Genomic DNA, 24276 nt, shown 5'->3' with positions numbered 1-24276 from the left:
ATGCGAGTTACAGCATTATCAATCCGAATACTACGGCAAATAATTCGAGATAAACGGACATTAGCATTGCTTATTTTTGCACCGATTCTTGTACTTACAATGCTGCATTTAGTTTTTGATGGCGATGATTATGTCCCTAAGGTTGGTTTAGTTGATCTGCCGGAGATGATTACGGAACAAATGGATTTAAGTGATGCTGAGATAACCGAGTACAGCAATGAAACGAAAGCAAATGACGATTTAGCAATTCAAGAAATAGATGGATATGTCGTATTAGATGGGCAAGTACCTTCCATTTTTCTTGAAGGAAGTGATCCGAGTGTAAATGGTGCAACATTAAAATGGATTCAATCAGCATTTACGAATCTCCAGCAAAATGGAAATACAACGGAGCTGGAAGTGGATTATTTACATGGTTCAAGCGACATGGGATCATTTGATTATTTTGGACCGGTATTACTAGGCTTTTTTGTCTTCTTCTTTGTCTTTCTAATCGCAGGGGTTTCATTTATTAGAGAACGTACAACTGGCACTCTTGAGAGGCTTTTATCAACTCCATTGCGAAAATGGGAAATAGTGATGGGCTATGTATTCGGTTTCGGGATTTTTACAATGATTCAGTCCACCATTATTGCTTGGTATGCGATCTATGTACTGGACATGATGATGGAAGGGTTGTTCATTTATGTACTCGTCATCACATTGGCAATTGCTCTTACGGCATTAACCCTAGGGATATTGATCTCCTCTTTTGCAAATAATGAGTTGCAAATGATTCAATTTATTCCTATCGTTGTTATTCCGCAGATTTTCTTCTCGGGATTATTTAATTTAGAAACAATTTCAGATTGGTTGAGCTGGGTTGGACCGTTTACGCCGCTATATTATGCTGCCGATGCATTACGGGATGTGATGGTTAGAGGTTATGGATGGAGTGAAATCTATATCAATATTCTTGTCTTAATCGGATTTTCCATCCTGTTCATGATATTGAATATCATAGCACTTAGAAAATATCGAAAAATATAAGGCACGCTATGTCGAAAAAGATGGGATAATCAAATATAATTAAGATGAATAGAGATAAGAGGCGATATACAATGTCTAGTGAGTTACTGAAATTAACCGAAAAACAGAAGGCAATCCTTGATGCTGCAACGGATTTATTCGCTGAGAAAGGTTTTGCAGGGACTTCAACGAGCGAAATTGCGAAAAAAGCAGATGTAGCAGAGGGAACTATATTTAAGCATTTTAAATCGAAGAAGGGGCTGCTATTATCTGTCATTTCACCGATGATTAAAGTAATTGCACCAATGGTTAAAAAGGATTTGAATAAAGTATTCGATAAGGACTTTGAAGAAGTTGAAGATCTAATTCGAGAATTTATTGATAATCGGACTCAATTCGTAGTAAAAAATATGACTATGTTTCGAGTGCTGATTCAAGAAATACCTTTCCATCCAGAGCTGAAGGAGCAATTTATTGAGCATATTAGTAAAGACGTGGTTGTACGTGTCCGGGAGATTATTGCGCATTATCAAGAAAAAGGACAAATTGGCGAAATGCCTATTGATTCTGTAATTCGTATCATTGTTTCGACAGTATTTGGGCATGTTATCGCCAAACTGCTAATTATAGACGAAGCAGAATGGGATGATAAAGCAGAGCTAGATAGGACGATTCAATTTTTGATGAAAGGCTTAGCGCCTGAATAATAATCGCTCTCGGATGCTCAGGGAGGAGAGTTAGAAAAATGATTCAAACAATTAATAACAAAGATAGCCAGATTGCGGAACGAATACTCGCAATTCAAATCCCAGCATATGAAGTAGAAGCAGATCTAATCGGATTCTATGGGATTCCGCAACTGAAGGATACAATTGAAACGGTGCTGGCATCAGAGGAAATCTTTATTGGGTTTTCCCTTGAAAATCAGCTTGCAGGATTTATCTCGTATGAAGAAACTAATTCGGAAGTGGATATTTGCCGTCTGGTTGTCAATCCAGAATATTTCCGGCGGGGGATTGCAAGGTCGCTATTATTGGATCTGATTCAGCGGACTAATGGTAAGCGACTTATCGTCAGTACAGGGTCTAAAAACCTCCCTGCAATTACACTTTACGAAAAGTTAAGTTTTGTAAGATATGATGAAGTTGAGATTGCAACGGGAATTTACCTATCGCAGTTTGCGAGAAAATGCTAGAGGAGGCAATACATAAGCGTATTGCCTCCTCTAGCATTATAATAATGTAACAGCTCTTTTTATATCCGGTGCAGCCGTAATTGCAGAAATAACAGAGACACCATCTGCGCCTGATTCGATGACAGAAGTGGCATTTTCTGTTGTAATTCCACCAATTCCAACAATGGGAAGTTTTGTAAATTCCCTTCTTAAATTTGTAATCCATTCTAGACCAACAGCTTCCTTCGCATCCAGCTTTGTAGTTGTATCGAAAATTGGACCTGCACCAACATAATCAACCAAATCGATTGGACTAATTGCTAACTCCTTTGCATTTGAAACAGAAAGACCAACAATTTTATTCGGAAAAAGCTTACGTACTGATTCTACTGGGATATCATCTTGCCCAACATGAATTCCATCTGCATCTAAAAGGTCCACTAATTCAATGTCATCATTAACGATAAAAGGAATATCTGCTCTTTGACAAATCGCACGGAGCTGTTTACCTAGATTTAGTTTCGCTTCACCAGCTAGACAGCCATCTCCTTTTTCACGGAATTGAAATGCAGTAATTCCAGCCTTGACCGCCTCCTCCAGTATTTCTGCTGGATTTCGATTACAGTTCTGACTTCCCATAATAAAATACTTTCGTAAGATTTGCTTGATAGAAAAAGACATTTAAAATCTCCTCTCCAGTTCTTTTACTTCTAGTGAAAGAGCATCAATAAAACTTGGAATGAATGTCCCTGATCCATGAACATGTTTATGTGATGCGGCATATTCGGCAGCTAATCCATAAAATTGAACAGCTGCTAATGCTTGTTCTTCAATGGAATCATCCGTTGTTAAGCATGCAGTTAATATAGAACCAAGTAAACATCCAGCACCAGTTACTCTCTCAAGAATTGCATGCCCTGTATTATTTTGGATCATTTGATTTCCAGTACAAATAAAATCGGTTTTTCCTGTAACTACTGAAATAGTGCTGTACATCTCCGCAACTTTTTGCGCAATTTCCTGTGTATTGCCATCACCAATCGATTCCACCCCTTTTGTTTTCCAAGGGATGTTTACAAGGTGGGCAAGCTCACCGGCATTGCCTTTAATTGCAGTAGGTCTTATTTCTGCCAAAATTCGTTTAACAACCTCAGTTCGAAAGGATGTCGCTGCAACACCAACAGGATCCAGCACTACAGGGATACCTTTTTCAATTGCAGCTTTGCCAGCGAGGATCATTGCTTTGACTTCATCTTCTCTTACAGTACCAATATTTATAAGGACGCCATCTGCGGCTGAGGCCATATTCCAGGCCTCTTCTTCTGCCTTTGCCATGACAGGTGCCCCGCCAAAGGATAATAATCCATTCGCAGTGAAATTCATGACGACTTGATTCGTTAGATGATGGATAAGTGGAGTTGCTTCCCGCACTTCCTTAATAATATTCGGGTTCATTGCTTCACCTTCTCTACTCTGGTTGCCCAGTGATTCGTTGGACCATGGCCGGAACCAAGGGGAAATGAATTTGCAATTGCTGCTGTAACAAAATGTTTTGCTTGCCTAACTGCATTGTATAATGGAAGACCTTGACCTAAAAAGGCAGCAATAGCAGCGGAATACGTGCAGCCTGTGCCATGTGTATTCTTCGTATCTATTCTTTTTGCTGAAAAGCGATGCATTACATTGCCATCGTAGAGAATATCGATAGCATCTCCTTTCAAATGCCCACCTTTTATTAAAGCTGCACCCGCATCGAATTTCTCTACAATTAATGCAGCAGCCAGTTTCACATCATCAATCGTTTCGATCTTTTCCCCGATTAAAAATTCAGCCTCTGGAATATTCGGAGTAACTAAAGTTGTTAGAGGGAGCAGTTGCTCACGTAAAAAGTTCCTGGCATTTGCTTCGATTAGTGTATCCCCACTTGTTGCAACCATCACAGGGTCCATCACGTATGGTGCATCAATTTTTGGCGTTTTTTCCGCAATTAATCTCATCATCTCAATGTTTGCAATCATCCCAGTCTTAAATGCATGAATGGGTATATCTGAAATAACAGCATCGAGCTGATGTTCAATCATTTCAAGTGGCACGTGATGAATCGATTGAACACCAGTAGTATTTTGGGCTACTACCGATGTAATGATAGACATACCGTAGCTCTGTAATTCCTGAAAGGTTTTTAAATCTGCTTGAATTCCAGCTCCGCCGCTCGGATCTGTTCCAGCGATGGTTAATGCGGTTTTGACTGCTGTCATTATTTGGTCACCGCCATATCTCCAGACCAGGTCTCATATGTTATCGCCATCTCCCAAAATGCTAGCTCAAGCTGACAGCTTTTACGGAATGCATCTTTAATTCGTTGTTGCTCTTCTAATGGGGCATTGGCAGCAAGAACATCCAGGCGTTTTCGCATTTCCTCGGTCTCTTTTCCGGACTCCGCATAAAAGTGAATCCATTTATGGAAAGGATGCTCCGCTGTCGGGTGGTACTTGTTTATTAACTCCTGACCAATTTCCAAATATGTCCATGGGCACGGTAATAACGCACCGAGGGTCTCCGCTAAGCTTCCTGTATAAGCATGATACAGCATATGTTTAATGTAATGATCTCCAGAAGGAGGCAGCGGGTGTCCCTGAAGATCCTCAAAACGGACTCCGATATACTCAGAAAAATTTAGATGTGGTTTTACTTCATCGAACAGCGTAAACTGGATTTGCTCATGGAAATAAGTCATATCATCTCGATTAGTAGATTTCGAAAGTGCAAGACTATAAACTTGAATGAATGCATTTAGAAATTCGAAATCCGCTTTAATATAGTGCTCTACCGCTTCCTTTGGCAGTTCACCTTTGCCTATTCCTTGAACAAAAGGGTGGTCAAAAATCATTTGAAAAATATCCTCGTTTTCTTTTCTTAAATCATCTGTGAAAGTCATGGAAAAGCCTCCTTGTTTTTATTAGATAGGAAGCTACTAGGGGAATAGAAAGTAGATTAAGTGAGGGTAGACTAACATGTCCTCGACTACTTCCCTTCGCTGGAATTACCCAGATCAGGTTCCAAGGGACAAAGGAAGATTCCTTATCTCAGCACAATTCGCGCCCCTAGTAGTTTCATACGTTAAGATTCATTAAATTTTCTATATTGCTATTTAGATAAACTGCGGACTAGTTTAATGTGCTAAGGGCTCACGGACCAATCGCTCCAGAAATACACTTCGCTTTCCGCGGGGAGCTGGTGAGCCTACTTGTGCTATCGCACTTGGTAGTCTCACCTAGACTCTTCTTCCCGCAGGACAAGGAATGCTTCGGCAGCGTAACATCGCACGAAGAAAATCTCCCTTTATTTTCGAGGAGTCTCCGTGTATTTCTTCCGCTAGGTTTTTTACAACTGCTGTCATCTTTCTATCTATGATATAAGACGAGAGGGCAACCCCTCTATCTTGGCAGTTGATGTAGCGGAGGACAGGAGCCTCTTGCGGGAAAAGAAACGGCTGAAGTTCCATCGAAAGTGATTTCTTCCGAAGGAGCTGAAGCGTTGCCATAAGGTGCGCTAAAGTCCGCAGCGGAAATCAAAGTTGCGCTTAGTCAACACTTAATATCAACTGTTAATCATCTATCACTAGAAAAAATCCGGATATTCAGAATAAATTAGTGACGTATTACGTTTACAGTTTTAATCCTTGATACGATAAACCAGCCGATGATGGCTCCTGTTGTACTGCTTACTAGAAATGGCGGGATAAAGGCAAATGCACCAACAGAGCTTCCCATAAATAGATAAGCAAATGGTACAGAAGCAAGTGCGCCAATAATGCTACTGCCAACTCCTTCTCCGAGAGCGGCTAAGCCATTCCTCCCTGATTTCTGGTAGAGATAACCTGCCAGGAATGCCCCAACCATGCTTCCGGGAAATGCCAAAAGCGTTCCAAGCCCGAGCATATTGCGAAACAAACTAATCATAAATGCAATGACAACTGCTGGACCTGGTCCAAGTGTGACTGCTGCAGCAACATTGATTGCGTGCTGCATCGGATATGCTCTAGCAATCCCTGCCGGAAACCATACGAGCTGAGCTGTGATAGTTCCAAGTGCAATAAGCACAGCCATTGTTGATATTAATCTTGTTCGATTCATTCGATTCCCCCTGCTTTATACTAGGGGACAAAAAAAGCCAAATCCTTATTGGACCTGGCTTGATAAGCTGAGAATAGGTGGACATTATGTGGTAAAACATCCGACTACTTCCCTCCGCTGGTATTAACCAGATCAGGTCCATAAGAGTCGGAAAGTGTATCGATGCTTTCCTCTCAGCCCACACAGTTTTGGGCACCCCTAGTAGTAATATGTATGAAATTATCACTTACAAACTAAGCATAGCAGAGATAATAATATTTGCAACCAGAAGATTTTAAAATAATAGATAACTCCCGATAGGAAAATCAACAACGTGCCATTGTCTGCAGCTTATATAAATAGCAACAAAACATAAGAAATTAAGCAAAAAAAAAAGACTAGCGAGACACTTAAGCATGTGTCAAACTAACCCTGTGTTTAGATGGAGCCACGGGGAATTGAACCCCGATTACTTGAATGCCATTCAAGTGTAATCCCATTATACCATAGCCCCAATAGTAAATTTACAAATGTTACTTAACTTTCATTATATACTTTCTATCATTGTATTTCAATTAGAGAATAAGGTTTTTGAATTAATATATTATTTTAAAAAATCAATCAAAAAATCAGCTCATTATTTACATTTATCTCCTTCTTGTTATAATTGATACTATGTAAAAATAATGTTGAATCGTTCCGTCGATTGATTTTATAAGGGGGAAATGACGTGAAGAAAGAAGATATCGATAAAAATGATTATCGTTTTAAAATAGCGAATCGTGAGGCTTTAGTTGGTATTGGATTAGTAATCTTTAATTTTATTTGGTGGTTTGGATTTGCGTATGGATTAGGTGGACAAGATCCTAATAAATATTCTTATACGTTTGGATTGCCAAACTGGTTTTTCTATAGTTGTGTAGTTGGATTCATTGTAATGATAGTATTAGTATTCTTAGCAGTAAAGTTTTTCTTCGTGGATGTTCCATTCGAGGAAGATGAGGAGAATGAAGATAAATGAACTGGCAAGTAATTTTACCGTTACTATTATTTTTAGTTATCGTGTTTTTCGTTGGAATATGGTCTGCAAGGCATGTTAAATCGAGCGATTCCTTTTTACAAGAATATTTTTTAGGTGGTCGAAGCTTAGGTGGATTTGTCTTAGCGATGACGCTAGTATCTACATATGGTAGTGCCAGCAGCTTCCTCAGTGGACCGGGAGCGGCATATAATCAAGGACTTGGCTGGGTTCTGCTTTCCATGACGCAGGTTGCAACCGGATATTTTGTATTGATGGTCTTAGGGAAAAAGTTCGCCATCATTACGCGTAAGTATAATGCCGTTACGATTGTTGACTTCTTGAAGGAGCGCTATCAATCAAAATGGGTGGTCATCCTATCTGCAATTAGCATTATTATCTTCCTTTTCTCAGCGATGTCGGCACAGTGGATTGGTGGAGGACGCTTAATTCAGTCGCTAACTGGGCTACCGTACATAACAGCTTTGTTTATTTTTACAGCATCTGTCTTAATCTATGTGATTATTGGGGGATTTCGTGCGGTTGCAATTACCGATACGATTCAAGGAAGTGTCATGTTTCTTGGTACGCTAATTTTATTAGTTGGGGTAATTATCGCTGGTGGAGGAATTCCTGCAATTATTTCTGATTTAGCAGCAGAGAACCCTAACTTAATTACACCATTCGGTACGAACGCAGATTTGACACCACAATATGTTTCGTCCTTTTGGGTTCTAGTTGGTGTAGGGGTCGTAGCACTTCCACAAATTGCCGTGCGTGCGATGTCCTATAAGAATTCCAGATCCCTTCATCGCGCAATTGTGATTAGTACTGTTGTTGTCGGCTTTATTATGTTAAATATGCATTTAATTGGTGTATTCGCTAGACCAATTTTACCTGGGATTGAAGTAGGGGATACCGTGATGCCATTAATCTCGATGGAGGTGCTTCCACCTTGGCTCGCTGGGATTGTATTAGCGGCACCGATGGCGGCAATCATGTCAACAGTAAATGCATTGCTAATTTTAGTTAGCTCGACGGTTGTAAAAGATGTCTATATTAATTATATTAATCCAAAAGTTTCTGAGGTAGGAATAAGACGGTTAAGTATGGGAGTTACAACCATTTTAGGAGTGATTGTTGTATTAATGTCACTGAATCCACCTGATTTGATTATTTGGTTAAATCTGTTCTCTATGGGCGGATTAGAATCGGCATTTATCTGGCCAATTATTGGTGGACTATACTGGAGTAAAGGGAATAAATATGGTGCGATTGCTTCGAGTGTTGTCGGGATTGTTTTTTACATCATCTTTGAGACGTATTATCCACAACCATTCGGAATGCACTCTGTCGTATCGTCGATTGTGCTTGCTTTCATAGCCTATGTATCTGTTAGTTTAAGTACACAGAAGAAGGATAGAGGATTAAATAATAGCTTTAATTAAATATCCATCTCTGGACGGAGGGGAAATCAACCGTGAGCTGGTTTCTTATCTAATCAATGTTTCGCTAATAGTCGGGAGATTTATCTTTAAAGGACAGCGAGATAGAGCAACTTTCCTTTGAAACATCATCAGGTGAAGCAAAAATAAAAAATATTTCCAGTGATGTGATTCACGGGTCTGCTAGTTCTGGTGATATCGTTGTAAAAAATCTCCATGGGAAATCTCTCGAAATGGAAACATCTTCAGGAGAAATAGAATTGGAGAAAATAATAGTCGAAAAAGCGTCACTTCGCGCCAACTCAGGTGATATAGCAGCAGACTATTTGATGGCGGAAGAAACAAGTGTAAAAACATCATCAGGCGAAATTGACGTTCGAAGCTTTACAGGAAATGTGAAAGCTGAATCCAGTTCTGGAGATGTAAAATTCTCCGCAGTAGGCGAGGCAGCATATGATATTGAAACGAGTAGTGGTGACATTACAGTTGGATTTTCCTTAGTACAGCTGAATGCAGCGATCGAGGCGAATACAAAATCCGGGAAGATAAAGACAAACCAACCATTACAATTGGAGAGAGAGGCAAAAGATAGATTGGAAGGAATTATTGGTTCAGGTGAAAATCCAATAATATTAAAGGCAAGGTCTGGAAATATAAAAATCTTACAGGCAAAATAGAGAATGGCAGATGAGAAAAAGCGGTATTTTCTTGTCTGCTTTCTTTTTTAATAGAGAGAATTAGAACCTTGTTACTAATAATCACGATGTATAGATTGTTTGGTGAAATAGAATATCAATGGTAGAGCGAGGATAACCTCGTGGGATTATCTTTATCGAGATGAGCATAAGGAAGTAGGAGTACATTATATACAAAAAAAAGCTAACCGAGCATAGACTCGTGTTAGCTTCCTTTCGTTGCTTGGGTCATTTGATGCCAGATAGAGCCCTTGGCATCTTCTCCACCTTTAATCCGTGCTAGTGCCATTTTTATCTGCATACGTACTTCGAATTCAGGATCGTCGATTGCTGCCTCTAGGGCTGGGATAGCAGATTCATCACCAACTTCATATAAAAACATCGCTGCTCGCCAGCGAACAATGCGGCTTGAATCACTTAAAGTCTCAATCATTTTTGGCATAGCTTCTTTAAAGCCTAAGTCTGAGATACAATCTCCGGCTGTGCGTCGAACATTGATTGCTTTATCATTCAATGCTTTGTATAAATAGGGGAGGACCTCTGGTTCTTCAATCATGCCAAGATATGCCGTAGCTAATCTTCGAATTGATGCTTTTTCATCATCTAGTGCCTTTTCAAGTAATGGCAAATCTTCATAGCTTGGAATGAGTCGGTCAAGTGCAGCGAAACGAACCTTCCAATCTGGGTTATTTAGTTCTTCGATTGAAATTTGACTTTCCTTCTTAGCTTCATTAACTTCCATAGAATCTCTAGTTTTGAACGCTAGTTCGACAAGGGTATCTAAGCGTGCTTGATCATAGCTCGCAACTATTTCCTCGACAACATCATTGCCGATTTCCTCCATGGATCCATATCTAGTATGCTGTTCGACCCATTTTCTGTCTAGAATAACGTTTGGTGAGGAAGGGGATGCTGCTAAAATTGCATTTGTGAATCTTTCAGGAAGTCCAAAGCGTTTTTCCTCACTACCGTCTTCCAATTTAACTTGCATTGGGATATCACGGAAAAGTTGAATAAAAACTTTTATCTCTCCATAAGCATCCTGTGGCTGAGGCACTGCCTTTATTATTAGCGTTTCTTCGTCATCTTCACTGCCAAGAACTTTGCGAACCTCTGGTAATATACTTTCCCACGGAACTTTGGGATTTCTTGCCAATGCGATGAAATCAACGACACGATAGAGGTTTTTTACACCTTCAATTTCGAATAATCTTTTGACATAGTCGGGTGCATTTACCAAGTCATCGTCATGCTTATAGTTGAAATTCTCTCCAGCGGGTAATTCATCGTTTACATTAATTTTCATCGAATGTGGGCTTGGAGTTGGTTCAATTGAGACAATTTTCAAGTTTATCCTCCTTTCAAGTAAGATGCTAAATCATAAAATACCGATATATTTTGAAATACGCCGATATATTGGTGGAACGCGCCGAAATATAATGAAAACACGCCGATATCCACCAACTTCTCGCCGATATTCGACAAACTTCGAGGAGAGACAGTGCTTGCCCCCCTTCAAGCAGGCACCCTTTAATCCGCTAATACGTCTGCAAATGCTTTTACATATGGTGGTAAATCTGGCGGGCGGCGACTTGAGATAATATGTCCGTCAACAACAACTGCTTCGTCTAACCATGTTGAACCTGCATTTGTCATGTCGTCCTTGATTCCAGGCGTGCTTGTTACTGTCTTCCCTTGTAAAATATCTGCTGAAATAAGTACCCATCCAGCATGACAAATTTGTCCGATTGGTTTCTTCGCTGCATCCATTTCCCGAACAAAGCTCAATACTTCAGGATAGCGACGTAATTTATCTGGCGCCCATCCGCCAGGTACGAGGATTGCATCATAATCAGCTGAATTGATATCAGTAAATGCATAATCTGATTCTGCAGGTACGCCGTATTTTCCGATATATTTATGATTTGCTTCTTTTCCAACAAAATCTACTTGTGCACCTTCTTCGCGCAGACGCAGAACAGGATACCAAAGCTCTAAATCTTCAAAATCATGCTCAACTAGAGCGATTACTTTTTTATCTTTGAGTCGCATAAGATCCCTCCATCATTTGATATATTAAGTGTACCAGAGGATTGGATAAATTTCGATTATCTAAACTGATAAGCATAACTTAAACGATATAAATTTTAATGAATAAGCAGGCAAGATTATGGGGGATTTGCAAATAAAAAAACATCGCTCACAATCTTAAGCGATGTTATTCCCGCTATAAAATTTAATTACTATTATACGAAGCAAACTGAATAAATGTACGCTCATCCTCGACAAGTCCACATGATGCACATTGGATTCTGTACTTTGGTCCTTGGTATAGATTATGAAAAACCTCGACCTTTTCATTCGTATATTCATTGATGACCTCGCCAGTTTGTGCATCTAATTTAACTGGTGTTGCTACTTGTTCAATCATATTAAATCGCGAACGATTCGTTTTGCAGTTAGGACAACGATAGGGATTACTCATAACGACCACCTCCATCCATTATTATTCCTATTTTTCCAGTTAATATGAATAGAGGGGTGCTGAGATGTCGTAAATTAATCTCTAAAAATCGGCAATTTCTCTAAAAATATAATATCATCACGTAATGAAGCGTCACCTTCAGCTAAAATTGCAGCTCTAGCAACAATATTTCCGCCGGCTTGCTCAACCAAATCTTCTAGCGCTTTAATTGATTCACCTGTGCTAATTACGTCATCGATGACGGCAACTCGCTTTCCTTTAATTAATGCAACATCTTCTGTATCTAGGCATAATAGCTGTTTTTTTGAGTCGTAATCGAGACAACTTCATTGATTAACGGGTTGTCCATATAAGGTTTTACACTTTTTCGTGCAACAACATAATGCTTCATATGTAATTTTTTTGCAAGTTCATATACTAAAGGAATTCCTTTTGCCTCAGCAGTAACGAGAATATCGACGTTTGCTAATTTCTTGGCTAATTGAACTGAAGCAGCTTCGACAATTTCGACGTCTCCTAAAATTACAAAACTTGCTATTTTTAGATCCTCTGCAATTTGAATAATTGGTAATTCTCGAGTTACGCCAGCAACTTCTAATTTATATACTTCTGTTTGCATGAATATCCCCCATAGATTATGATGTTGCCTAACATTAAACAAAAATTCCCTGAACTGTGACAGGGAATCTAGATTATTTTTCAGTAGATCCGAACCAGTGCTTCAATTTAGCGAAAATAGAAGTAGTTTTCTCTTCGACTGGTTCTTCTGGTTGACTTTCTTCCGTGATAAAAATTTCCTCTTTATCAATTGCATGATCATAAGTTAAGACAGCGCCAATATCCGTATTATTTTCTTCATCTGTAATTGTTGTGTAAGGAATTTGATATTTATCTGCTAATGCTTTTTCTTCTTTTAGAAATTTATATGAAACATGACCATTGATTAATAGCTTAGCCTGGGTATTATCTTTCATCGCTTCTTCTAATTTCGCGAGTCCTTTGTCGGTCATTACTTGTCCAATTGTTAGGGCAATAACGATTCTCTCACGAAGGGTTCCTAAAAATTGTTTGCGCTCATCATCTTTAGGAAGTCGTGTACCATACATACCATCTGTTAGATATTCATCCACACTCTTATTGCTCATAATTGATCAATCCCTTTTATGCGTTGTTAAACTTAATGTACTGCAATTTCCGTATGTATGTCAAATACACTAAATAGAAAAACTACTTTAATATAATTATAAAGAGCGACCAGTAAAATGTAGGTCGCTCTTTATCCAAATGAAAATCTAACCAAAGGGTTTATACAAAATCTTAATGATGATAAGGTATATTGATGAAAACCAACATTAATCATTTCTGCTAATCAAAAGAAAGGCGTCACAGCTTCGGATTTTTTCCTTTTACACGTCGATCCGCAGCTCTACTTCTTGCTTGCGCTACTAAGTCATCTTCATCAGCAAATTCCTCAGAGAATTCTACGTCAATTCCGTCGGTTACCAGTTGCTGTTTCGGTGTCTGTGCTAAGAAGTTATTCTTTGATTTATTGTGATCATCTCTACCCATGCCATCCACCTCTTTGTATAGGATTTTCATGGATAGTATGTGCAAAAAATTGTCCGATATTACCTAGATTGGAACACCATTAACTGGTAATATCCCTTATCTGCTTCTATCCCCACCAAAGATATCGAATAATCCTCCAGCAATACTTCCTTCATCCTTCGAACCGCCTCTACCAGGTGCTGCAGCAAATACTCTGCTAGCAAGTCTGCTGAATGGGAGCGACTGAATCCAAACAGTTCCTGGGCCACGTAAAGTCGCGAAGAATAATCCTTCTCCACCGAATAATGCTGTCTTTACGCCGCCAACGAATTCGATATTATAATCTACGTCACCTGTCATTGCAACTAGACACCCAGTATCGACGCGTAATGTTTCTCCAGGCTGAAGTTCCCGTTTATGAATCGTTCCACCCGCATGAACAAAGGCTAAGCCATCACCTTCGAGCTTTTGCATAATGAAGCCTTCTCCACCAAAGAAGCCAGCCCCAATCTTACGTTGAAATTCAATGCCAACTGCAACCCCTTTTGCAGCTGCGAGAAATGAATCTTTTTGACAGATTAATTTCCCTCTAATTTCGCTTAAATCCATTGGAATGATTTTTCCAGGATATGGTGAAGCAAAGGATACATGCTTTTTACCAACGCCTTGATTTGTAAAAGTCGTCATGAATAAGCTTTCACCAGTGATTACTCGTTTCCCAGCACCAAGTAACTTGCCCATCAGTCCACCTTGATCCTTGTTGGAACCATCGCCAAAGATTGTTTCCATGCGAATCTCATCATCCATCATCATTAAGCTTCCTGCTTCCGCAATTACTGTTTCCTGTGGATCAAGCTCGACCTCGACAAATTGCATGTCATCCCCATATAGTTTGTAATCAATTTCATGATTGTTCATTTCTCCCCATCCTTTCGATTATATAAATACTATTACGGGTAACTAATGATAAAGATTCGTTTTTTGTTAGACAATTTGGATGTTATGATGACAACTATTTGTCATGTAATAGATGATAGTCAGCAGTTGATATAAATTACGAACTAGTTAGGTGCTTCTAGCCAACCGCTCCAAAAATACACTTCGCTTTCCGCGGGGGGCTGGTGAGCCATCTTGTGCTTACGCACTTCGAAGTCTCACCTAAGCCCTTCCTCCCGCAGGAGTCTTCGTGTATTTTTTACGCTAGTATTGTGCAATACTACTGTCAGCATTTTATTTATGATATAAGACGAGAGGGCAATTCCTCTATCATAACCGTTGATTGCAGCGGGGGACAGAAGACTCCCCGAATAAAAACGATTCTCATCGTGTGATGTAACGCTGTCGAAGCCTTCATTGTCCTGTGGGAATAGCAACGGCTTAAGAACCATCGGAAGTGGTCTTCTTCCGAAGGAGCAGACCGCGTCACCCTCCGGATACGTGACTGTCCGTATCGGAAAGCTCTTAGTTCGCATTTTATATAAATAGCAACCAACTATACAAAACGTCCCCTAGGTAAAAAAACTATTTGCATCTTCTACCAAAATTAAAGGAGTCCAATATTTGGACTCCTCGATACTTGACGTTAATGTGGCATTGTACCTTGTACGGGTGCGAAGGCGTTTATATAGTTTTGCATATCTTCTTGCTTCAGCTGTGGTACTTGGTAGTAGTGATGTTTGTTCTGGTATAAATAAACTTCAAAAGCCATTTCAATTAGATTTGGAACACTATCTGCAAAAACTCTTCTCAAGACAGGATTCGTTATTTCCAGTGCTGTCATTGTAAAAGCGGAAGAGGATGCTTTTAAATGGCCCATCCAAAAACTGGAGATACAATGATCGTTTATCTCATTAGCCGATTGTGCAGGTGTTTTAGGCTGTGAAGGCTGCATTCCATAAAGGGTATTATTACTAGCTGCCATATTATAGGTTTGCGTTTTAATCGCTGGTTCGCTTCCGGTTTTTAAAGCTTCCACAATCGAATTATACGTCTGTGTTAAATAATTCTTATGCTGTCCAAGCATTGTTTTTAACTCTGGGTCTTGGATATGTGATTCATACAGAAAATAATGCTCCATCGCGCCAATTAATCCACCCATTGCTTCATGAATATCAAAGAGCTCATGCCCACCATGGCTAATATTTGCTGGCATCTGTGAGGAACCTTGAAATTGTTGATTTTGCTGTTGATTTTGCAAATAAATTCCCTCCTTTAATAAGTCATGGTTAGTTTGAGCCGTATTGATTTTGTTATACATAAAATAAACTTTACTTAACTTTTTAAGAGATAAGAGAGGGGAAATATGCTACGATGGAGAAAAATAATGACGGAGGGATATTGAATGAGGGAGAAGGAACAGATTGAAATTGACAGTCGAATTTCCTTAATTGACGGACATGATTTAGGGGTAACAGAGCGAACAGGTACATACGTGATTCAGGAAGAGGCACTGACATTGATTGAAACTGGACCGAGTCCATCAATTAAGTATGTTAAAAAGGGATTAGCGGCACTTGGGTTTTCATTGGAAGATGTAAGATATATCATTTTAACGCATATTCACCTTGATCACGCAGGCGGGGCAGGATTGTTGCTTCAAGAATGCCCGAATGCAAAAGTTGTTGTTCATCCAAGAGGAGAAAGACATCTTATCAACCCGAGAAAATTAGCTGCTGGGGCAAGAGCTATTTATGGAGATAGTTTCGCTGAATTATTTGATCCTATTATTCCCGTTCCAGAAGAGAAAATTATTACAAAAACGGAAGGCGATACGCTAGGTATAGGGCCAAGCTGTACATTAAAATTTTATGATACTCCGGGACATGCGAAACACCATATCAGCATTTATGATCCAATAAGTAATGGGATGTTTACTGGTGACACTATAGGGGTTCGCTATGCACAATTAAGCCGAAATGGCGTTGAATTTTTCTTGCCTTCCACATCGCCAAATCATTTTGATCCAAATGCTATGGAGACATCGATTAAACGGATTCGTGAACTGAATCTAAATCGAATCTATTTTGGACACTTTGGAATGACTGAGGACGTCGAAAATGCATTACAGCAGGTTTCTGATTGGCTGCCCGTTTTCGTTGAAGAAGGGGAGCGAGTAATTGCCACTAGGAAAGGTTATGATGAGCTTGCGGCGAGATTAATTGGGCGAATCCAGGAAACATTAAGAAAACAAGGAATTGAGGATGACCACGAAGTATATATTTTGATTAATTTAGATATGCAGGTTAGTTCGCTAGGAATAATGGATTATTTTCAGAAGTTAAAGCATTAAAAAATAAGGCATTGAGGATATTCTATTTGAAAACAGGGACAGGGGAAATAAATCTGCCGACCTTCCATTTATAGTAAATATAAAAAAAGCTGTGGATAAGGTTATACTATCCACAGTTTATTATTTAGACCATATAAAAGGATACCCTGTTGTGGATAATTAAAAAACTATTTGGTATAATTTAGCTCCCAAGATATTCCGTTTCTATCTTTTACAATCGCATGTTTTGCACCCCAGAAGGTATCCTGTAATTCCATCTTTATTTCGCCATCGGCTGCAAGTGTATTGTAGATTTGGGTGATTTCATCTTCACTTTCAAGATCAGGGCCAAGTAATAGGTTACTATCTTTATCAGGTTCATCCCAAAATAAATCCGCAAAGTATAAGATGCAATGTTCATTTATATGCAATTCGGCGTGAATATATTTGCCTTCATGCCCTTTAAACATGTCGATACCATCAGATAACTGCGTATTTTTAATTTCTCCACCAAATACTTGCTGATAATAAGCGACCTCTTCTTTACAATTTTTGATTCGAATATGTGGCACAATTCGTTTCAATTTAAGACCCTCCTGTAAAGTTACGTAATTTCCCTATATAATTGATAATACATAGCAAATGTTGAAAAAGCGAATCTTAATGTTAAACTCCAGATGACTTATATGTGAACAAAAGCGCAAGCTTAGCGAAATACGACTGCGCCCGCACGCGTGGGGTAGTTCGACATGACAATGTCGAACATTCCTTCGTAGGAGATAAAGGAAACATGCCCTTCACTTTAAGGGTATGTCGGCCTTCGTTAGGCACCCAATCGATGTTGACTTTCACCACAAAGGGTATAAGTGCGACTAAGTCTCATGTGTAACCAATGGGCAAGTCTTCTTTCTTGTACGAAGGTAAAGGAAGTCTCGCTAGGAGCACGAGCGCTGGAGCTGGACGGGGCCTAGCTTATAAGAAAATTATAAAAGGGAATTTTTATGCTTTCCTATTTTTTAGATAGTTCTGGCTTAAGACGGATAATGGAGGAATGTAATATGATAAAGAAAATTTTGTACGTTATTATTCCAATTGTCATTATTATTATTATCGGTGATCAATTTATAACGAACGATGACGAAGGAGATATCGGTGAGGAAGAACAAGGTGAGATGACTTATGATTATGTACCGCCAGAACCAGGCCATACGAAAAAGGCTGTTAAAAATAAAATCAATGAGATTTATGCACAGGCTGAAGAAGGAAAAATCCCTGGCGTACCCTTCGTTCTTGGAGAGACAACGGAGCAGGAAGTAACGACACAATGGGGAGACCCAGAAACAGTAATTGAAGCGGAGAGCAAGAACTATTCGGAATATCCGTCCAAGCATGTTCATATTGGTTATCAACAAGATTGGATTATTGATTTACGGTTGTACGATGAGGAAGAGCTTTCGGATATCTCTCTTAATGATATTGAGCAGATGAAGGGCGAGGCAGATGATATTCGCTATTATCAGGATGATGATTTTGATCAAATTATCCTAATTTATGATGTTAATAAGGATTATCAATTGAAGCTAGTTTTCCCGAACCCAACAGATGAAAATCCCAACCCGGTGATCCATCATACTTCACTTGTTACTTTAGTCGATATAAATCAATTAGTACTTGATGAAAAAATAAAGAATATGAGCTTGGACGAAAAAATTGGTCAAATGCTATTTGGTGGTATATCTGGTACATCTATTTCGGCTGAAACGAGAAGTCTAATCACAGACTATAAGATTGGTGGAATCATTTTATACGCCGATAATATGGGAAATCCAGAACAAACGGTAAATTTAGTCAACCATTTAAAAACGGAGAATAGCGGGAACGCGTTTCCGATGTTTATTGGGGTCGATCAAGAGGGGGGAGATGTTTCGAGACTGCCCGGAGATTTAGTTTCTATTCCAAACGCTAACGAGATAGGCATACAAAATGATCCGCAATTTGCATTTGAGATTGGTGAATTACTTGCATGGCAGCTCCGAGCATATGGTTTCAATCTTGATTTTGCTCCGGTGTTTGATGTAAATAGCAATCCTGATAATCCAATTATCGGCGATCGATCGTTTAGTGATGATGCAAATATTGTGAGTGAACTTGGAATGTTAACGATGAAGGGACTGCAATCGCAGAATATTATTCCTGTTATCAAGCATTTTCCAGGTCATGGTGATACATCTGCTGATTCTCATTTAGAATTGCCAATCGTCAATAAAGGTCTTGATGAACTTAAAGAGCTTGAATTAGTTCCATTCGAATATGCGATAAAAAATGGGACAGATGTTATCATGATTGCACATATTTTGTTACCGGAGCTAGATCCTAATCTTCCATCCTCCATGTCTAAAGAAGTCGTAACAGGAGTGCTGCGTGAACAGCTTCACTATAATGGCGTTATTATTACAGATGATATGACAATGGATGGAATTACCGATCATTATCAAATCGGTCCTGCAACAGTAGAAGCAGTAAAGGCAGGGAATGATATTATACTTGTTGCACACGAGTATCAAAATATTGTCGCGGCTTTCGATGCGATTAAAGAAGCTATCAAAAAGGGAGAAATATCTGAGGAAAGAATTGATGATAGCGTGCGCCGAATTATTGGTTTAAAGCAAGAATATGAATTAAATGATGAACAAGTTCCTCCAGTAGATATAGAAAAACTCAATGAAAGTGCTGAAGCAATACTTGAGTGATAATTAGCCAACAAATGCTGTTACCATTTGGTAACAGCATTTGTTGGCTATTGTATAGAATAAGAATCGATTAAGAATAACTTACATTCAACTTATTTCAGTGCTTCTGTTTCAAGCATGATTGGGCAATGGTCGCTGCCGAGAACCAGTGAATGTACTTGCGAATCAATTAACTTATCGACTAGTCTTTCAGATACAATAAAATAATCAATACGCCACCCTATGTTTCGCTCACGAATGGTTTTCATATAGGACCACCACGTAAAAATATCTCCTTTGTCTGGATAAAAGTATCGTAAACTATCAACGAATCCTGATTCTAATAAATGCGTCATTTTCCCACGTTCTTCAGGTGTGAAACCAGAGTTTCCGTAGTTTGTTTTATAATTCTTTAAATCGATCTCTTGATGTGCAACATTCAAATCACCACAATAAATGATTGGTTTAATTGCATCTAATTCCTTCAAGTAGACAAGAAGTGCATCTTCCCACTCCAAGCGGTAATCAAGTCTTGTTAAATCACGTTTCGCGTTGGGAGTATACACATTTACTAAATAGAAATCTTCATATTCCAGCGTAATAATTCGTCCCTCATCTTGGGTTTCTTCAATCCCAACACCGTATTTTACTGATAGAGGCTTTTTCTTTGTGAAAACAGCAGTACCAGAATAGCCTTTCCGCTCAGCGTAATTCCAATATTGGTAATAGCCTTCCAAATTCAAATCGATTTGGCCCGCCTGTAATTTTGATTCTTGAATGCAAAAAATATCTGCATTAATTTCATGAAAATAATCTAAAAATCCCTTTTTTACACAAGCACGAATTCCATTAACGTTCCAAGATACTAGTTTCATTAAAATGATTTCACCTCAAAAAAATTAATATATTCATTCTACCATATAAGGCCTGATCATTTGCTTATCCCAAGTTATAGATGTAATGAATAGTTGATGTAAAGTGCGGACTAGTTTAATGTGCTAAGTGCCCTCGGACCAGTCGCTCCAGAAATACACTACGCTTTTCGCGGGGAGCTGGTGAGCCAACTCGCGCTATCGCGCTTCGTAGTCTCACCTATGCTCTTCTTCCCGCAGAAGTCTCCGTGTATTTCTTCCGCTTTGGTTGTGCAGTTGTTATTTTTAGCATTTTCTTAATAAGGTGCGATGCATTACCTCCCTGAACGCCGGTGATTGTAGCGGAGGACAGGAAAATCCCGCGTTTAAAGCGAAGATGTTGAGCCCGCGGAAAGCGACTACCGGAGCGAAAATCAACTTCGGGCTTAACTAGTCCGCACTTTATATAAATAACAACAAACCATATAAAATGAACTTTTAAAAAATATGCTTGACACAATTAGTGTATTAAACATATAATACATACAGAAGCGTATTAAATCATTAATACACATATTTTTTTACGTATAGCGTATTAAGTGATTGATACACCGTTTTTTTACATTTAGTGTACTAATCACCTAATACACAATGCAACTATGAAGGAAAGGAGTCGTTGCTATGAACGTGAACTTAAATAAGCGCGAGCCTGTTTATGTGCAAGTGATTCGGCATTTTAAAGAACAAATTGCTACAAGGAATCTCAATCCGGGGCAAGAAATTCCATCACGAAGAGAATTGGCGAATCAATTAAAGATTAATCCAAATACGGCTCAGCGAGCATATAAGGAAATGGAGGAACAGGGATTGATTTATACCGAGGGGAATAGTCCAAGTAAGATCACTAAAGATGAGAAGATTCTAGGGGCAGTTAGGGAGGAACTGATAGGGCAGGCAATTGATTCCTTTATTGCCGCGATTGGCCCAATTGATGTACCACTTGATGAAGTTGTTGGATTAATCCGGGAGAAATATAGGGGGGATAAAGAATGATTGAAGTAAAAGAATTAAAGAAAAAGTTTGGCCGCAAACAAATATTAAATGGCGTCTCATTTACTGCGAATAAGGGTGAGATAACATGCCTTATCGGTATCAATGGTGTTGGGAAAACAACGATACTGAAGGGAATTATGAATTTGACACCGATGAATAGCGGACAAATTTTTATAGATGGAAAGAATCTGAGCAAGGATACGTATGAAAAGATTACCTTTATTCCTGATGCAATAACGATGATTCCGACAATGACAATAGCACAAGCAATGCAGTTTATGCAGGATTATTATAAGAGCTGGAATCAGTCACGAGCAACGGAATTGTTGAGCTTTTTTAGATTGAAACAAGAAGATAAAATCTCTAGCCTGTCAAAAGGAAACACTGCGAAAGTGAATTTACTGCTTGGGCTTGCACTTGATGTTGATTACTTGTTAATGGATGAACCATTTTCTGGGATTGATATTTTTAGTAGAGAACAAATTGCCAATGTCTTTACAAGTCATCTAGTCGAGGACCGAGGTGTCATTATTACAACCCATGAAATCAATGATATCGAGCATTTAATAGATAAAGTAGTCTTGCTTGATAATGGGATTGTCTTAAAGGAATTTAGTACAGAAGAAATGCGCGAAGACGAAGGGAAATCCGTTGTCGATGTGATGCGGGAGGTTTATCAAGGATGAAGAGCTATTTGAAACTAGTTAATTTTGAGATCGGACGATTTATGAAAATTTACCTTGTGCTAATTGGTCTTACTATTTTGTCTCAGCTTATCGGTGTCATTATTTTATCCAAAAGCTATGTAGCAAATGCGAACGAAGCAATTTACGAATATTTAGTGCCATTCGGACAGTTTATTGAAGAGTATGGTCGAATGAGTATGATGTCAGTTGTCGATAGTATTTGGTTTATGGGACCAATTGCATTATGTGCTGCAGCATTTCTCTTTTATATATTCTTCATTTGGTATCGGGACTGGGTGGGCAAGAATACGTTTATTTATCGTCTGTTCATGCTGCCGACTGCAAGATTAAATGTTCTATTATCAAAGGCTACGACAATATTTTTATTGGTGCTAGGCCTGGTGGCGATGCAACTAATATTACTGCCTATTGGTAGTATGCTAATGAAGTGGAATGTTCCTTTAGATTTTAGAACAGATATGACTATTAGAGAAATTATAAATAACTCTCACTATTTATTTATTTTAATTCCAGATTCTTTTATTCAATTTCTAATTAATTATGGGCTTGGTTTCATGGCTGTTTTCGTGCTATTCACAGCAATTTTATTCGAGAGAAGTTTTCGGTGGAAGGGTGTTCTGCTTGGGATTGTTTATTGTTTGATAGCATCGGCTATATTCCTGGCACCGCTTATCTATGAGTTTGGTATCCAAGCAAGTTTCTTTTATCCAGTCGAATTACTCATTATCGAAATTATTCTAGGAATACTAGTTATCGCCATATCCATTTGGTTAAGCAAGTTTCTATTAAATAAAAAAGTTACTGTGTAAGAGAAGGGAGAGAAAATAATGCGTTATTGGAAGTCTATAACTATCATTATAATTGTCATTTTAACGTTTGGTGTATTTTATATTCAAGCTGCAATAGCGGGGAATTATAATCCAGAATTTGCAATTACGACAACGAGCGGGGACGAAACAGTATTAAAAAATCTGGCGTTGCTTAGCAATTATCAGGTGGATGATTTGATAATTAGTACGGAAGGAAGCAAGTATAAAGAAGACTCGTCTTATATTGATCTTATCGTTGGCAATTACACGAATCCAAAAATAAAACAGCTTCAAGGCGATCATCGTAGCTTCATGCGTGGTAAAAGAGATATCTCAGGACTATATGAGAATGAGGGATTGCTAGCATATGCAGAAGTCAATTTTGAATTACATCGTGGGGAGGCAAGTGATTTTTCCTTTGATATTGAAACTTTAGATAAAGAATCGGGGAAGAAAACTGCATTTACTATAGATGTGCCAGAAAAGAAAATATTTAATTATGTGTATATCGAGGATGTACGGGTAGTAGATGACGTAATGAAAGTAACCACTAGTAATTCTGTGAAGGATGATAAATATAGAACAGGGCAGATTCATATTTACCATTTCAATCTAACAGATCAAAAATTAGTGAAGGATGAGATTATCGAAGCAGAACAAGAGGGAATGGATGGGCAGTTAGATTTAGTCCGGCTTTTGAATGATTATGAAGAACTTGGTGGCGAGAAATACCTTGCGTTTGAACTTGAATATGTGGAGGATATTGATTTAGCAGATGAAAATTTACATCATGACTATTACCCTGAATATAAAGGCAGTGAGCTTGTAGTCTATAATCTTGAGACCAATGAGCAGGAGGAGATTGAATTACCAGACGAATTACAACAAGCGATGAAACGAATCGATAATACGTTCGGTAATATTTATGTCCATAACTCCAAGCTTCATTTTATTGAAATGACTGACACAAGTATGGAAATAATGGTTTATAATCTTGAGAGTGGTGAGACGGACAGTAAGCACTCTATTGAAATCCCTAATGCAGATACGGTTATGCAAATGGGTTCGCCGATTTATAAAATAAGAGATGATAAATTATATGTTGTTAACAGTGTAATTAGCCGCGATATGCAGTCATCAATAATTGCAGTAGATTTAGCTACAGGAGATAAATTATCAGAAGGATCTTTGGAAGTACAGGGGAAAGAGAAGGATAAGGAAATATACAATTTACATGTTTACGATTTAGTCATTGAGTAATTAGTTAAGGCAATTTTATTTCGAATGGGTTTGGAGTTGGCTGTTGACTCCAAGCCTATTTTAAAAGTTAAGAAAGTATTAAATATTTATTACTACATAATTGCAACTAAG

The 24276-nt window shown here is 38.6% G+C and carries 26 protein-coding genes, 1 tRNA gene, 1 pseudogene and 2 riboswitches; of the genes and pseudogenes, 12 read left to right on the top strand and 16 right to left on the bottom strand.

Going from position 1 to position 24276, the window contains the following annotated elements; translation table 11 throughout:
- From CWR45_RS03055 to CWR45_RS03045, 3 genes are all read left to right on the top strand, one after another.
- A complete protein-coding gene (locus tag CWR45_RS03055) occupies positions 1-1029 on the top strand; it encodes an ABC transporter permease (RefSeq protein WP_115748332.1) in 1029 nt (342 codons plus the stop codon).
- A 71-nt stretch (positions 1030-1100) separates the two neighbouring features.
- Positions 1101-1715 (top strand): TetR/AcrR family transcriptional regulator, encoded by a 615-nt coding sequence (locus CWR45_RS03050; RefSeq protein ID WP_245975323.1) that lies wholly within the window; start codon positions 1101-1103, stop codon positions 1713-1715.
- Positions 1716-1753: 38 nt separating this feature from the next.
- Positions 1754-2203 carry a GNAT family N-acetyltransferase gene (locus CWR45_RS03045; protein ID WP_115748330.1) on the top strand — a complete coding sequence of 150 codons (450 nt, stop codon included), beginning with the start codon at positions 1754-1756 and terminating at the stop codon, positions 2201-2203.
- Between the two features lie 36 nt (positions 2204-2239).
- On the opposite strand, the gene thiE is transcribed toward CWR45_RS03045, so the two are convergent.
- From thiE to CWR45_RS03015, 6 genes are all read right to left on the bottom strand, one after another.
- Entirely contained in the window at positions 2240-2863 is a 624-nt protein-coding gene (thiE, locus tag CWR45_RS03040) for a thiamine phosphate synthase (RefSeq protein ID WP_115748329.1), read from the bottom strand.
- Positions 2864-3637, bottom strand: coding sequence for a hydroxyethylthiazole kinase (gene thiM / locus CWR45_RS03035; protein ID WP_115748328.1), 774 nt, complete (start codon positions 3635-3637; stop codon positions 2864-2866).
- Positions 3634-4440, bottom strand: coding sequence for a bifunctional hydroxymethylpyrimidine kinase/phosphomethylpyrimidine kinase (gene thiD, locus CWR45_RS03030; RefSeq protein WP_115748327.1), 807 nt, complete (start codon positions 4438-4440; stop codon positions 3634-3636). Before thiD ends, thiM begins: the two co-directional genes overlap by 4 nt.
- Positions 4440-5120, bottom strand: a complete 681-nt coding sequence (gene tenA, locus CWR45_RS03025) for a thiaminase II (RefSeq protein ID WP_115748326.1) — start codon at positions 5118-5120, stop codon at positions 4440-4442. The genes thiD and tenA overlap by 1 nt, the downstream gene beginning before the upstream one ends.
- A 74-nt stretch (positions 5121-5194) precedes the next feature.
- A riboswitch (TPP riboswitch) is annotated at positions 5195-5298 on the bottom strand.
- 534 nt (positions 5299-5832) lie between these two features.
- Positions 5833-6318: an energy coupling factor transporter S component ThiW gene (gene thiW, locus CWR45_RS03020; protein ID WP_115748325.1), complete on the bottom strand. Its 486-nt coding sequence runs from the start codon at positions 6316-6318 to the stop codon at positions 5833-5835.
- Between the two features lie 92 nt (positions 6319-6410).
- Positions 6411-6528, bottom strand: a riboswitch (TPP riboswitch).
- Between the two features lie 212 nt (positions 6529-6740).
- Positions 6741-6811 (bottom strand) — tRNA-Ala (locus CWR45_RS03015).
- A 216-nt stretch (positions 6812-7027) separates the two neighbouring features.
- Here CWR45_RS03015 and CWR45_RS03010 point away from each other — a divergent pair.
- The 3 genes from CWR45_RS03010 to CWR45_RS03000 all read left to right on the top strand — a co-directional run bounded on the left by CWR45_RS03010 (position 7028) and on the right by CWR45_RS03000 (position 9437).
- The gene (locus CWR45_RS03010; RefSeq protein WP_245975322.1) at positions 7028-7318 is read left to right on the top strand and encodes a YhdT family protein; all 291 of its coding nucleotides are present in this window, start codon (positions 7028-7030) and stop codon (positions 7316-7318) included.
- A complete protein-coding gene (gene panF / locus CWR45_RS03005; protein WP_115748324.1) occupies positions 7315-8763 on the top strand; it encodes a sodium/pantothenate symporter in 1449 nt (482 codons plus the stop codon). Before CWR45_RS03010 ends, panF begins: the two co-directional genes overlap by 4 nt.
- A 164-nt stretch (positions 8764-8927) precedes the next feature.
- Entirely contained in the window at positions 8928-9437 is a 510-nt protein-coding gene (locus CWR45_RS03000; RefSeq protein WP_170138774.1) for a DUF4097 family beta strand repeat-containing protein, read from the top strand.
- Between the two features lie 223 nt (positions 9438-9660).
- Here CWR45_RS03000 and CWR45_RS02995 read toward each other — a convergent pair whose 3' ends face one another.
- The 8 genes and pseudogenes from CWR45_RS02995 to CWR45_RS02960 all read right to left on the bottom strand — a co-directional run bounded on the left by CWR45_RS02995 (position 9661) and on the right by CWR45_RS02960 (position 15685).
- Positions 9661-10803: a conserved virulence factor C family protein gene (locus CWR45_RS02995; RefSeq protein ID WP_115748322.1), complete on the bottom strand. Its 1143-nt coding sequence runs from the start codon at positions 10801-10803 to the stop codon at positions 9661-9663.
- A 182-nt stretch (positions 10804-10985) separates the two neighbouring features.
- On the bottom strand, positions 10986-11507 hold the full coding sequence (locus CWR45_RS02990) for a type 1 glutamine amidotransferase domain-containing protein (RefSeq protein WP_115748321.1): 522 nt from the start codon (positions 11505-11507) through the stop codon (positions 10986-10988).
- Between the two features lie 184 nt (positions 11508-11691).
- Entirely contained in the window at positions 11692-11940 is a 249-nt protein-coding gene (locus CWR45_RS02985; RefSeq protein ID WP_115748320.1) for a DNA alkylation repair protein, read from the bottom strand.
- Positions 11941-12014: 74 nt separating this feature from the next.
- A pseudogene (locus CWR45_RS02980) lies at positions 12015-12559 on the bottom strand (phosphoribosyltransferase family protein).
- 73 nt (positions 12560-12632) lie between these two features.
- Positions 12633-13085 carry a YueI family protein gene (locus tag CWR45_RS02975; protein WP_115748319.1) on the bottom strand — a complete coding sequence of 151 codons (453 nt, stop codon included), beginning with the start codon at positions 13083-13085 and terminating at the stop codon, positions 12633-12635.
- Between the two features lie 238 nt (positions 13086-13323).
- A complete protein-coding gene (locus CWR45_RS02970) occupies positions 13324-13509 on the bottom strand; it encodes a YfhD family protein (protein ID WP_115748318.1) in 186 nt (61 codons plus the stop codon).
- Positions 13510-13605: 96 nt separating this feature from the next.
- Positions 13606-14406 (bottom strand): TIGR00266 family protein, encoded by an 801-nt coding sequence (locus CWR45_RS02965; protein ID WP_115748317.1) that lies wholly within the window; start codon positions 14404-14406, stop codon positions 13606-13608.
- 664 nt (positions 14407-15070) lie between these two features.
- Positions 15071-15685, bottom strand: coding sequence for a spore coat protein (locus CWR45_RS02960; protein WP_115748316.1), 615 nt, complete (start codon positions 15683-15685; stop codon positions 15071-15073).
- 144 nt (positions 15686-15829) lie between these two features.
- Here CWR45_RS02960 and CWR45_RS02955 point away from each other — a divergent pair, with 144 nt between their 5' ends.
- Positions 15830-16777: an MBL fold metallo-hydrolase gene (locus CWR45_RS02955; RefSeq protein ID WP_115748315.1), complete on the top strand. Its 948-nt coding sequence runs from the start codon at positions 15830-15832 to the stop codon at positions 16775-16777.
- A gap of 167 nt (positions 16778-16944) precedes the next feature.
- Here CWR45_RS02955 and CWR45_RS02950 read toward each other — a convergent pair whose 3' ends face one another.
- On the bottom strand, positions 16945-17340 hold the full coding sequence (locus tag CWR45_RS02950) for a VOC family protein (protein ID WP_115748314.1): 396 nt from the start codon (positions 17338-17340) through the stop codon (positions 16945-16947).
- Between the two features lie 474 nt (positions 17341-17814).
- Between CWR45_RS02950 and nagZ the strand changes: the two genes are divergently transcribed.
- On the top strand, positions 17815-19506 hold the full coding sequence (nagZ, locus tag CWR45_RS02945) for a beta-N-acetylhexosaminidase (RefSeq protein WP_170138773.1): 1692 nt from the start codon (positions 17815-17817) through the stop codon (positions 19504-19506).
- A gap of 92 nt (positions 19507-19598) precedes the next feature.
- On the opposite strand, the gene CWR45_RS02940 is transcribed toward nagZ, so the two are convergent.
- Positions 19599-20360, bottom strand: a complete 762-nt coding sequence (locus CWR45_RS02940; protein WP_115748312.1) for an exodeoxyribonuclease III — start codon at positions 20358-20360, stop codon at positions 19599-19601.
- A gap of 657 nt (positions 20361-21017) precedes the next feature.
- On the opposite strand from CWR45_RS02940, the gene CWR45_RS02935 reads away from it, so the two are divergent.
- The 4 genes from CWR45_RS02935 to CWR45_RS02920 are packed head-to-tail and all read left to right on the top strand — an operon-like array spanning position 21018 to position 24165.
- Positions 21018-21389, top strand: coding sequence for a GntR family transcriptional regulator (locus CWR45_RS02935; protein WP_115748311.1), 372 nt, complete (start codon positions 21018-21020; stop codon positions 21387-21389).
- The gene (locus CWR45_RS02930; protein ID WP_115748310.1) at positions 21386-22075 is read left to right on the top strand and encodes an ABC transporter ATP-binding protein; all 690 of its coding nucleotides are present in this window, start codon (positions 21386-21388) and stop codon (positions 22073-22075) included. Before CWR45_RS02935 ends, CWR45_RS02930 begins: the two co-directional genes overlap by 4 nt.
- Positions 22072-22905: a hypothetical protein gene (locus tag CWR45_RS02925; protein WP_115748309.1), complete on the top strand. Its 834-nt coding sequence runs from the start codon at positions 22072-22074 to the stop codon at positions 22903-22905. The genes CWR45_RS02930 and CWR45_RS02925 overlap by 4 nt, the downstream gene beginning before the upstream one ends.
- Before the next feature lie 18 nt (positions 22906-22923).
- Positions 22924-24165, top strand: coding sequence for a hypothetical protein (locus CWR45_RS02920; protein WP_115748308.1), 1242 nt, complete (start codon positions 22924-22926; stop codon positions 24163-24165).
- The last annotated feature ends 111 nt before the right edge of the window (positions 24166-24276 follow it).

Origin of the sequence: Oceanobacillus chungangensis (assembly GCF_003369565.1) — a bacterium.
In the GTDB taxonomy this organism is placed as follows: domain Bacteria; phylum Bacillota; class Bacilli; order Bacillales; family Amphibacillaceae; genus Oceanobacillus; species Oceanobacillus chungangensis.
Note: the sequence above shows the minus strand (reverse complement) of the source record. Positions and strands in the feature narration are given on the sequence as shown.